A 10,755-nucleotide genomic window follows, 5' to 3' on the forward strand; every position below is an offset into this window, starting at 1 on the left:
GCGTTCGACGTCATAGCCACGAGACAGCGTACGCGCTTCGTTTTCGCGGATAGCCCGCAATACCTGCCCAAACGGAGAATGAACGACACGATAGATAAAGAGAAAACCTAGAAAGAAGATCGCGAAAACCACGTAGTACATCGTAAGCGTATCTCGCAGCGATATGAAGCCGAATAGATAACCGCGCGGCACGTTCTGCAAGCCGTCCTCACCTCCGGTAAACGGCATCTGCAACCAAATGAAATAAACCATCTGAGCAAGCGCAAGCGTGATCATCGCGAAGTAGATGCCCTGCCGCCGTATCGCTATCGAACCGATCAAAAAACCCAATGCGGCGGCGAATGCTGCACCGGTTAGAATGCCAAGCTCCGGTGGAAAGCCGAGCACCTTGACGCAGTGTCCAGTGATGTAGGCAGCGCCGCCGAAAAAGGCGGCGTGACCAAACGACGTCAGCCCGCCATATCCAAGCAGGAGGTTGTAAGCGCAGGCAAACAGCGCAAAACACCAGCACTGCATCAGGAAGGTTGGATAGATGCCAATGAGCGGCAGCACGATCCCGATGATGCCCAGCGCAACGATGCCGATGTAATTGTGGTTCATGATGTCAGCGCCCGAACAGCCCAGCAGGACGTATCATCAACACTATCGACATGATCAGAAAGATCACAATCGCCGATGCCTCGGGGTAAAACACCTTGGTCAACCCTTCGATCACACCGAGGAAAAGGCCTGTCACAATCGATCCCATGATCGACCCCATGCCGCCCACCACCACGACGGCAAATACGATGATGATCAGATCGGCGCCCATTTTCGGACTGACTTGCATGATCGGTGCCGCGAGCACGCCGGCAAACGCTGCAAGCGCTACTCCGAAGCCATAGGTCAAGGTAACCAGCACCGGCACATTGATGCCGAATGCTTCGACCAATTTCGGATTCTCGGTCGCTGCACGCAGATAAGCGCCGAGCTTCGTGCGCTCGATCAGCAGCCACGTCCCTAGGCAAGCCACGATCGCAGCAGCGACGACCCAGACGCGATAGAGCGGAAGCAGCAGGAAGCCGAGGTCGACGACGCCGTAAAGCTCATCGGGAATTTCGTAGGGGCGGCCGGTCGCGCCGTACCAGTGGCGAAACAAGCCTTCAAGGATCCAGGCGAGCGCGAACGTCAGGAGCATCCCATAAAGCGGATCGACCCTGTAAAGGTGTTTTAGCATCGTTCGCTCTATGACAACCCCGAGCGCGCCAACGATCAGAGGCACCAGCAACAACGCCCACCAGTAGCTGATCTGGAAATTGTCGTACCCCAACCAAGGTCCAACCTGAGTCAGGCCGATCCAGGCCAGGAATGCGCCCGTCATGAATAGCGCGCCATGCGCGAAGTTCACGATGTTCAGCATCCCGAAGATGACAGCCAAGCCCAGGCTCAAAAGTGCGTAGAAGCAACCATTGATCAGGCCGACAATGAGCTGGCTATACAGCGTTCCCATAATATGCTCACAAACCCAGTAGACGCTGAAGTTTCGGAGTTTCAGCTTTCAGATCGGCATGGGCAACGGTGTGCAGCACCCGGCCGTTCTCGATGACATAGTGACGATCCGCGATATCGCAGGTGAATTGGAAGTTCTGCTCGACGAGAATAATTGTGTATCCCTTGCTCTTGAGCGTGCGGATTGCGGTTTCGAGAGCATTGACGATCACGGGCGCCAAGCCTTCGGTGATTTCATCGAGCAAAAGGATATCGGCGCCTGTGCGCAGTATTCTTGCAAGCGCCAGCATCTGCTGCTCGCCACCGGAAAGCCGCGTTCCGGAGCTGGTAGTCCGCTCCGCGAGATTTGGAAACATTTTGTAGATTTCTTCGAGACTCATGCCGCCCGGCCCGATCGAGGGTGGCAGCAGGAGGTTCTCGGTCGCAGACAGATTTGCGAAGATGCCGCGCTCCTCTGGGCAGTAGCCGAGACCAAGACGTGCGACGCGGTAGGTTTGCATGGCAATCGTCTCTTTGCCTTTGACAACGATAGAGCCGGAACGCCGGCCAACCATCCCTAAGATCGCTTTCAGTGTGGTCGTCCGGCCCGCTCCATTCCGGCCAAGTAATGTGATGAGCTCGCCATGGCGAACCACGAAGCCCACCCCCTGCAAAATGTGAGACTCCCCGTAATACGCGTGCAAGTTGGAGACACGCAGAACTTCTCGGCCCATCTGGGTCATGATCGCGCTTCCCCGATATAGGCCTCGCGAACGGCGGCGTTACCTGAAATTTCGGAATACGGGCCTTCCGCAAGAACCGCGCCTCGGGCCAGAACAGTAATCGTGTCGGACAATTCTGCGACGACGTTGAGGTTGTGTTCAACAATCAGCACGGTATTGCCCTGCGCCATCTTGCGGATCAGCGCTGTGATCCGCCCAACGTGCTCATGGCCGATGCCTTGGGTGGGTTCATCAAGCAGCACGAGCTTCGGGTCGAGCGCAAAGGTCGTCGCAATTTCCAGCGCTCGCTTCCGGCCGTAGGGCAAGTCGACCACGGCTTGCCGCGCAAAGTCCGAAAGGCCCACCGCTTCGAGAAGCTCCATTGCACGCGAATTCGTTTGATCAAGAACACGCGCGGACTTCCAGAATTGAAAGGAGAATCCCAATTTTCGCTGCAGTGCGACCTGCACGTTTTCGAGCACGGTCATGTGCGGAAAGACGGCAGAAATCTGAAAGGAGCGAACGATGCCTGACCTTGCGATGCTTGCGGGGTCGAGCGGGGTAATGTCATGTCCTTTGTAGAGGATCTGGCCTGAATTCGGACGATGGAATTTCGTCAGAAGATTGAAGACAGTTGTCTTTCCCGCACCGTTCGGGCCGATGATGGCGTGGATCGTCCCCTGCCGAACCTTCAAATTGACGTTGTTGACCGCAACGAAGCCGTTGAAGTCCTTTGTCATTGCGCGGGTTTCGAGAACGTACGGCGCACTCACGCCAGCTCGCTATCGTTCTGGGCGGTCATGACGACCATGTTCGCTCGGGCTCCAATCTAGAGCTGCCCCCAGACGCAAAAGCCGGTGGGCGGGTCCAAGTCGGAGATCAGGCCTACTTCTTCGCGGCCAAGAACGGACAGGCCGCCGTGTCCATCGGCGAGAAGGCTTGATCCGGCGGAATGGTCGCGAGGTGCTTGTAATAGTCCCAGGGAGCTTTTGACTCTTGCGGCGTCTTGACCTGGAACAGATGCATCTCGTGAACGTGGAGACCATCCGGACGAATACGGCCGTTCTTCACGAAGAAGTCGTTGATCGGCGTCGACTTCATCTTGTTCATCACCGGCTCCGTCGCGTCGGTTCCGGCAGCCTGAATCGACTTGAGGTAGTGCATGGCGGCCGAGTACATACCCGCCTGAACCATCGTCGGCATCTTCTTGGTCTTTTCGAAGAAACGCTTCGACCACGCACGCGTCTCGTCGTTGAGGTCCCAATAGAACGTTTCGGTCAAAACGATGTTCTGCGCCTGGCGCAGGCCCATGCTGTGCACGTCAGAGATGAACACCAGCAGCGACGCGACCTTTTGCTTTCCCGAGCGCATGATGCCGAACTCGTTCGCCGCCTTGATGGCGTTGATCGTGTCCGTGCCGGCGTTGGCCAGCGCGATCACCTGTGCTCCCGAATTCTGCGCCTGAAGAAGATAGGAGGAGAAGTCGCCGGTGTTGAGTGGATGCCGCACCGCACCGAGAACCTGCCCGTTGGCCGCCTTGACTACGTCGGACGTGATCTTCTCGAGACCGTGTCCGAAGGCGAAGTCGACCGTGATGAAATACCACGTCTTTCCGCCCTGCTGGATCAATGCTTTGCCCGTCACGTTGGCGAGCGAATTGGCGTCGTAGATGTATTGAACGCTGTTGGGGGAGCAATCGCTTGTCGTCACGCGGGTGGTGCTCGACCCGCCGATCATGACGATCTTGTTCTTCTCTTTGGTGATGCCAACAACCGCAAGCGTCACCGCCGAATTCGTCGTGTCGAGGATTGCATCAACTTTTCCGGACTCGTACCATTCACGCGCGATATTAGCCCCAATATCCGCCTTGTTCTGATGATCGGCAGAGACGATCTGGATTGGCATGCCGAGAACCTTGCCGCCGAAATCATCGATCGCCATCTGCGTCGCGACGACCGAGCCGGTCCCTGAGAAATCCGAATAAACGCCGGAGAGATCAGTCAAGACACCAATCTTGACGAAACCGTCAGAAACTTTGTCCGATTGCGCATTGGCGGTTGCGGCCGCCGATGATGCAATCGCACAAATCGCGACATACGAAAGAATTCGTCCCGCTTTCATGATAGTCCTCCCAGCTGAGTGTCCCGATCGCGCGCACGTCATTATCGGACCGAACGCCGCCGGATCATGAAGGTCGCCCAGCGACACAGCTCCAGGCAAAATCATGTCTTGTGCAATTTTTCCGACAAACGATTTTTTTGTTTCCTATGCATGACAAGAAGTAATGCATGCCGTCGCAGTAAGTTCATGCGCAGCCTATCGCCGCACCATCCCTCACATCTCATTTGCGAGCGATTACACTTGCTGTAACAGCGGCCTGTGGGCGAAGACGTGGCTATCCGGCGCTTCTATCAGGTGGCAAGTCGACATTGCTCAAAAATATTGCCGGCCTCGTGCTACCGGAAACCGATACGATTGCATTCAGGAGAACCGACATCGCCGGCATGGGCGCACCCGATATCGCTCGTCTTGGTATCGGCTATGTGCCCCAGGGACGTGGATTATTCGCCGACATGAGTGTGGCGGACAATCTCGCGCTTGGGCGGTTGGCGCGCGCACTCTCCGGCAATGTCAGCCTGCTCTTGCTGGACGAGCCGTTTGAGGGCCTCGCACCGGCAGTGACCCTCGAATTGTTCAAGGTGTTTGATCGCCTTCGTCAGCACATTTCGATCGTCATCGTCGAGCATAATCTCGATCTGGTGCTTGCACTCGCCGACCGCGTCTTTGTCCTCGAGCGCGGCACCGTGTTTCACCAGGGTCCCGCGCAGCCGTTGCTCGACAATCTGGACTATCGCAAGCAGATTTTATGGTTGTGAACATGCGCGACAGCCTATGGCGCTAAGTCGTGGAAGATCAGCTTCGATCTCAAGCCCACCTACTGAACATTCCTGAAATTCACACCATAAGGTGACCCTGAGACAGCCAGTCGTCGAAGAAGTCTCCAATCGGGCCTTCGGTCTCGACCGCCTTGGGCTCTGCAAAACGGGAATTTTCTAGGAATGCGCGAGAGACTTTCCGCACCGAAAGAGAATTTTGGTTCGAATCCTGGAATCCCAGAGACTGAAGCACGCGCGAATAGCCCCGTATTTGCAGGCATTTTCGCGCGTTCTGCTAAAGAAACAGAGAGACCGCACTGCCTGGCTGACGACGCAGTGCGTATCGAACCAGTCTCCGATTCCACGCGCGCGAAACAGGGAAAAATACAAGGTAAAACTCCGAAAACCCCGGCGAAAGCGACTGGAAAGCCAAGAAGCTTCGATATGATGAGCGTTTCTGTTCTTTTTCCCTGTGAAAAAGAACAGGGATAGATTTTACGGATCAGGCAACTTTCGTGAGAATATCAGGGAAGGCTTCCCTGTATTTGATTTGCAATTTTTTTGGTCCAAGTTATTTCGGGACCTTGGCCGTGGAGGCCGCCGTGGCTACGCTCGCCATCAGATACAAAGATCTTCAAAAACTCAAGCCGCGGGTGAAAAACCCTCGGACCCACATCCCTCGCCAAATCAAACATATCGTCGCCAGCATCCAGGAATTCGGATTCATCAACCCGGTTCTCATCGACGGTTTGGACGGCATCGTTGCCGGTCATGCCCGCGTCGAACCATTTTTGCAAAACCAGGCCACACACTCTACTTCTCCTTCGGGGCTACGATACGGTTTGGCGGAACGGTGCTAAAGAGCGCCATCATTACAGCGGGAGGGCCATGTCGAACCCCCACGAAGCCGAAGCGACGATCGCGCCGAGCAAGAAACCCAACGCCGGGATCGCGCCGGAAACTGCGCTAGGCAATCCTTTACGTGGTGTCAATCCTGATGGAGCGCCTCACGCCGACATCCTCGCAGGCGATCGTGCAGGCCTTCATCGTGCCGATGGCGGCAGAGGTTACCGGTCGCGTCGTGGAGGTCGGCGTCATCGACAATGCGGTCGTGAAAGCGGGTCAGGTCCTGCTCCGCATCGACACACAGCCTTATGAGATCGCTGTGACGGAAGCGGAGTCGCGGCTTGAGCGCATCGGCCAGACGATTGGCGCGAACACTGCCTCCGTGGAAGCTGCCCAAGCGCGCCTCGTCGAAGCGCGCGCCAAAGCCCTGAATATGCGCGAGCAGGCCAATAGCATTCTTCACCTGGTGGAGCGCGGCATCTATGCAAAGGCCAGATATGACGAGGCGAAGGCGGCGCTCGACTCATCCGAGGCGTCCGTGACAGGAGCCGAAGCCGAGCTCGCCAAGGCCCAACAGGAACTCGGACCGGCTGGCGAAGACAACCCGCAGATCAAGGAGGCACTTGCCGTCCTGGAGCGGGTGCGGCTCGATCTCTTCCGGACCACAGTGACCTCGCCCGCCGACGGCGCCATCACCAACCTGCAACTGGCGGCCGGCCAGTTCGGCAGCGTAGGTCAGCGAGCGCTCACCTTCATCGATGCTGGGACGATATGGATCGCCGCGGCCTTCAAGGAGAACAGTCTCGAACACGTCAAGCCGGGCGACCCCGTGGAGGTGGTGCTCGATACGCTTCCCGGACGTATCTTCAAGGCCAGGGTGGAAAGTGTCGGCTGAGGCGCCACCTCATCGGGCCTGAGCGCAATCGACGCCAGCGGCCTTCCGGTTATTCGCAACCGGACCACCTGGGTGCGAGACCCGCAGCTCTTTCCGGTGCGTGTGGTGTTCGAGGGAGAATGGCCGCGCGGCGTCCGTTTCGGCTCGCAGGCCTACGCCGTCATCTATACAGGCAACAACCTGGTGATGAATGCGATCGCTGCGGTCTGGGTGCGGCTCGTATCCGTCCTGACCTATGTCACATGACGTTGCCATTTCCGGCGTCGCGCTTGAACGGCTTGCGGCACGCCGTCAGGGCTTGAGGATCGCGACCGCTGTCGCGGTCGGCTTCACGATCGCGGTGTGGGCCAAGGAGCCGATCCCCTTTCTCGTCCCGATCTTTGCCTCCCAGTTCCTGACGGCGAGCCGGCGTCCGCTATCGCTCGCGCAGGGGCTTGTCATGGTCGCCCTGGTTCTCGTGGTGGCTCAAGTCCTTGCCTTGACCGTTTCCGTCTTGACCGGCCGTTCGCTGGTGCTCGGCGCCGTGCTCTGGCTCCTCTATTTCGTCTGCTTCCACTTGCAGGCGGAGGGTAAAGGCGGACCGGCTACTTTCGTTGTCCTGGTCATCGCCATCATCGTGCCGCTTCTCGAAATCGAACAGATCTACCTCGGCGAATCGATCGTGGCGGTTTTGACGAAGGCGGCCATAGGTGGCGTCACGCTGGCATGGGGGGCGCATGCGCTGTGGCCCGCTCCGGCAGGCGCCGCGCCCCAGCCTCTCCCAGGGTCTGCGAGGCGCCCGCCGGGACGCCAGGCGCTCGCGAGCGCCTCGATCCTGCTTGCCAGCGTCGTCCTCTGCTTCATCGACCACCGGCTTTCATTCGCGCTGGTCGTCCCGATCACCGTCGCATCTCTGCTCGGCCAGCTCGATCTCGCAAGCACCCAGAGGATGGCCTTGGCCTCGTCAATCTTCTCGGGGGGCTCGTCGCCTCTTTCGCGTTCGTTTTCGTCTCATTGTGGCCGAACCTTCCGGCCTTGTTTCTCGTCGTCCTCGTCGTCGCGTTCGTGTTCGGCGGACGTGCCGCAGCCGATCCGAACATGGGCAAGATCAGCGCCGGGGCGTTGACGACCTTCCTCGTCCTGTTGGGGCTTGGCGTGTCGCCTTTGCCCGGCAGTCCGTCCGAATTGTTCTCGACCCGCGTCGCCTACGTGTTGTTCGCGATCCTCTACACGCTCTGTCTCGCGGTATTGCTCTGGCCGAATCCGAAGGCGCACCGGGATGGAGCGGAATCCGGCCTTGCCACTAAATTCAAATAGAATGCAGCCGCGGTTCTCGCGGCTCGTCAACATCCAGTTCTAGCGATCGCGAACTCAGCGGCATCGTCCGCCTTGAAGCATTTTGTTCGAGATATTTGGCAAAACTGTCAGCGCCATAAGTAAATTCTGGCGGTGCGCTCGTCGCAAACATAAGCCCGTTCGTTCCCGGCCTCCTTCGGTCCGGAATAACGACCGTAACGGAGCTGCAGGGTGCTAGGTTCAGGCCTTCTTCAACTTCGTCAGCATCAACCAAAGACACGTCTCCCGGGATAACGGCAATCAAGCCGGCACCCATCCGCCGCAATATATCCGCTCCGACCGCGACGACCGAATTAATATCGCGGACTTCCGCGGGCTCGAGAATGAACGTGACATCGTGCGAGCGCGCAGTACCCTGTCATCGTCGCGCCTTCAAAGCTTCTAATCCTGTTCTCCGCCGCGATCGTCTACATTGCTGAACGCGTTGCTGGGATGAACGCTGCATTCGGAATGAAACGGACTTGAGACTGCGCTATGAGACGTGGCTGGTCCTCATTTTTGAGGCTAAATTCAATCCTATCCATTCCATAATTTGTCATCTTCCGAATCCATTGCGGCGCTGTCTCTCATGATGCTGGAGGAAAAACGGGCGCCAGCGACGCTAAAATAGCGAATGGCGCAGCGCCTTCAGGTTATTATGCGAAGCAAGCAGAATATCAGGCGAGGCAACTATTCCGGTCATGCTCCGCAACAGGCGACCATAGGTACCCACGATCTCTGGATCGATGCGGCAGATGCCGGGTCGATTTGCGACTTCAATGCCCGCCAACGAGGGTATCTCGCCGGCCCAGAGTTGGCTGCGGGCTGCCTCTTTGACTGCCAATGTTAAAGGCAAGCCTTCGGTCATCAGTGTTTGAGAATCCGGTATCTCTTCGTCCAAGGCATTGGCCAAGACGCTTTTCGCGCTACTCGGAATGCTTTGCAGGATTCCATGAATTTCAATTGGTAGACCAGACGGTATCGCCGATCGACAATAAATCATCGGCTTAATCCAATCGGCTAGCGGGGTGAGCGATTTATAGTGTTGTCCTACAAGATCACTCAGGAACGGCGTGAATAGATCCAGACCGATATCACAACCGAAAGCGCGGGCTTGGCGGACGATCTGACCCACAAAGCTGGTAATCGTGCCTGCCCGAAAATCTTGCCACTCTGCTATAAGTGTGTCCGATTGTTTTCGTCCGCCAATCCCAAGCGATGAAAGAGTCTCAGCGGAAATGGGCGACTCGATCGCTGATTTGAGGAGCTTCTGAACAGCTCGCAGGTCGAGATCTCTTGCTCGCGCCCTTTCGGTGCAGTGCCGGCAAAAACAACTTAAACTCGATGTTAGACCAGCGGCAGGAGAGGGATAAAGAATTTTATCCAAGAATATGCCGCGCGCACCGGTCGCATTGAGATTGCTTTGTACAATTGACGAAACGACCTCTGATGTTTCCGGATGATTGGAACAATAAAATTCGAAGTGGTCCGCGGGCCCTTTGAGATGCCTACTTGCAAAAACTCCTCCTATCTTGTTGTCCAAACAGCTTGGCATTCTCATGCTCAAGCTGCTTGCTAGATGGGACATATTATTTGTTACACATGGAGTGTGACATATACGAGTACCCCGAATTGCGAAAAACGTTCGATGCACTTGTAAAAGCATATCGTCCATATCAAATCCTGATCGAGGAGACAGCAACGGGGTCGGCGCTCAAAAATGACCGCGAGTTGCAACCACGCTTTTTGATCAAGCTTCAACCGATCGAGCAAAATAGGAAAGGCCGGATCTACGTACAGCAGGCAAAGTTTAAACAAGGCGTTGTGCAGTTCCCCGAGGGTGCTTCGTTCATGCCGTAAATCGAAAGAGAGCTCCTCAGCTATCCGTACAGCGCCGGCCGCGTTTGGGTTGTTTGTGGGGGACCTTCAGCCCCTCACGCCGCCAGATCCGTTCGACCCGCTTGTCGTTGACGACCCAGCCGGCCTGTTCCAGCAGTCCGGCAATCTTGCGATAGCCATAGCGGTTATATTGCCGGGCCAAAGCGATCAGATCGGCTGTGAGCCTTTCCTCGTCGGGGTGGCCCCGCGGCACCTTGCGTTGCGTCGAGCGGTGCTGCCCGAGCGCAGCGCAGGCGCGGCGCTCGGAGATTTGCAGACGCTCTCGAATATGATCGATGCAGGCGCGCCGCGGGCGGGGCTTAGAAGTTTCCCTTGGCGGCCTCGGTCAGGATTAGCTTGTCAAGCGTCAGGTCCGACACCACCCTGCGCAGGCGAAGGTTCTCCTGCTCAAGCTCCTTCAGCCGTTTGACCTGGTCGGCTTTCAGCCCGCCATACTCCTGACGCCACCGATAATAGGTGACTTCGCTCACGCCGATCTGACGGATGGCGTCGGCAATGTTCTGTCCCTGAGAGACCAGAACGTCCACCTGCCGCAACTTTGCGACGATCTCTTCGGGCTTATGATGCTTCCTAGGCATATCAATCCTCCCTGAGGCCAAAAGACATACTTCAAGTCGGACCACTTCAAAGGGGGAGGATCAAGACACCGTGACGATCAAAGATGTTCGACAGGCTCTCAAAACTCTGCAAATGAACGGCGTCTTGAACCAATCCAAACAACTTATCCCGATGCCGA

General features: G+C 56.9%; 15 protein-coding genes and 1 pseudogene. 8 read left to right on the forward strand and 8 right to left on the reverse strand.

Annotation, left to right across the window (positions count from 1 at the left end; all coding sequences use genetic code 11):
* The 5 genes from AB7F49_RS34660 to AB7F49_RS34680 form a co-directional block, all read right to left on the reverse strand.
* The coding region (locus AB7F49_RS34660; RefSeq protein WP_428530916.1) for a branched-chain amino acid ABC transporter permease at positions 1-600 on the reverse strand (600 nt) is incomplete at its 3' end.
* A 4-nt stretch (positions 601-604) separates the two neighbouring features.
* Entirely contained in the window at positions 605-1,489 is an 885-nt protein-coding gene (locus AB7F49_RS34665; RefSeq protein ID WP_428530919.1) for a branched-chain amino acid ABC transporter permease, read from the reverse strand.
* Positions 1,490-1,496: 7 nt separating this feature from the next.
* Complete coding sequence (locus AB7F49_RS34670) at positions 1,497-2,210, reverse strand: ABC transporter ATP-binding protein (protein WP_428530922.1); 714 nt, start codon at positions 2,208-2,210, stop codon at positions 1,497-1,499.
* Positions 2,207-2,962 (reverse strand): ABC transporter ATP-binding protein, encoded by a 756-nt coding sequence (locus tag AB7F49_RS34675; RefSeq protein WP_428530925.1) that lies wholly within the window; start codon positions 2,960-2,962, stop codon positions 2,207-2,209. Before AB7F49_RS34675 ends, AB7F49_RS34670 begins: the two co-directional genes overlap by 4 nt.
* 112 nt (positions 2,963-3,074) lie before the next feature.
* Complete coding sequence (locus AB7F49_RS34680) at positions 3,075-4,310, reverse strand: ABC transporter substrate-binding protein (RefSeq protein ID WP_428530929.1); 1,236 nt, start codon at positions 4,308-4,310, stop codon at positions 3,075-3,077.
* Positions 4,311-4,618: 308 nt separating this feature from the next.
* Between AB7F49_RS34680 and AB7F49_RS34685 the strand changes: the two genes are divergently transcribed.
* The 7 genes from AB7F49_RS34685 (at position 4,619) to AB7F49_RS34715 (ending at position 8,102) form a co-directional block, all read left to right on the forward strand.
* Entirely contained in the window at positions 4,619-5,065 is a 447-nt protein-coding gene (locus AB7F49_RS34685) for a hypothetical protein (RefSeq protein WP_428530932.1), read from the forward strand.
* Positions 5,066-5,248: 183 nt separating this feature from the next.
* A complete protein-coding gene (locus tag AB7F49_RS34690) occupies positions 5,249-5,557 on the forward strand; it encodes a hypothetical protein (protein ID WP_428530935.1) in 309 nt (102 codons plus the stop codon).
* Positions 5,558-5,718: 161 nt separating this feature from the next.
* Complete coding sequence (locus tag AB7F49_RS34695; protein ID WP_428530954.1) at positions 5,719-5,925, forward strand: ParB N-terminal domain-containing protein; 207 nt, start codon at positions 5,719-5,721, stop codon at positions 5,923-5,925.
* Positions 5,926-6,047: 122 nt separating this feature from the next.
* Positions 6,048-6,806 (forward strand): HlyD family secretion protein, encoded by a 759-nt coding sequence (locus tag AB7F49_RS34700; protein WP_428530938.1) that lies wholly within the window; start codon positions 6,048-6,050, stop codon positions 6,804-6,806.
* Between the two features lie 72 nt (positions 6,807-6,878).
* The gene (locus AB7F49_RS34705; protein WP_428530940.1) at positions 6,879-7,052 is read left to right on the forward strand and encodes a hypothetical protein; all 174 of its coding nucleotides are present in this window, start codon (positions 6,879-6,881) and stop codon (positions 7,050-7,052) included.
* Positions 7,042-7,911: a DUF2955 domain-containing protein gene (locus AB7F49_RS34710; protein WP_428530942.1), complete on the forward strand. Its 870-nt coding sequence runs from the start codon at positions 7,042-7,044 to the stop codon at positions 7,909-7,911. Before AB7F49_RS34705 ends, AB7F49_RS34710 begins: the two co-directional genes overlap by 11 nt.
* A complete protein-coding gene (locus tag AB7F49_RS34715; protein WP_428530945.1) occupies positions 7,884-8,102 on the forward strand; it encodes a hypothetical protein in 219 nt (72 codons plus the stop codon). The genes AB7F49_RS34710 and AB7F49_RS34715 overlap by 28 nt, the downstream gene beginning before the upstream one ends.
* On the opposite strand, the gene AB7F49_RS34720 is transcribed toward AB7F49_RS34715, so the two are convergent.
* Positions 8,095-8,466, reverse strand: a complete 372-nt coding sequence (locus AB7F49_RS34720) for a hypothetical protein (RefSeq protein ID WP_428530957.1) — start codon at positions 8,464-8,466, stop codon at positions 8,095-8,097. The two genes, AB7F49_RS34715 and AB7F49_RS34720, sit on opposite strands and share 8 nt — an antisense overlap.
* Before the next feature lie 276 nt (positions 8,467-8,742).
* Complete coding sequence (locus AB7F49_RS34725; RefSeq protein ID WP_428530948.1) at positions 8,743-9,681, reverse strand: hypothetical protein; 939 nt, start codon at positions 9,679-9,681, stop codon at positions 8,743-8,745.
* Between the two features lie 71 nt (positions 9,682-9,752).
* Between AB7F49_RS34725 and AB7F49_RS34730 the strand changes: the two genes are divergently transcribed.
* Entirely contained in the window at positions 9,753-9,980 is a 228-nt protein-coding gene (locus AB7F49_RS34730; RefSeq protein ID WP_428530951.1) for a hypothetical protein, read from the forward strand.
* A gap of 34 nt (positions 9,981-10,014) precedes the next feature.
* Here the strand turns inward: AB7F49_RS34730 and AB7F49_RS34735 are convergent.
* Positions 10,015-10,597 (reverse strand): annotated as a pseudogene (locus AB7F49_RS34735) (transposase); the annotation flags it as partial.
* Positions 10,598-10,755 lie beyond the last annotated feature (158 nt).

The organism is Pseudorhodoplanes sp. (assembly GCF_050250235.1).
Taxonomy (GTDB): domain Bacteria; phylum Pseudomonadota; class Alphaproteobacteria; order Rhizobiales; family Xanthobacteraceae; genus Pseudorhodoplanes.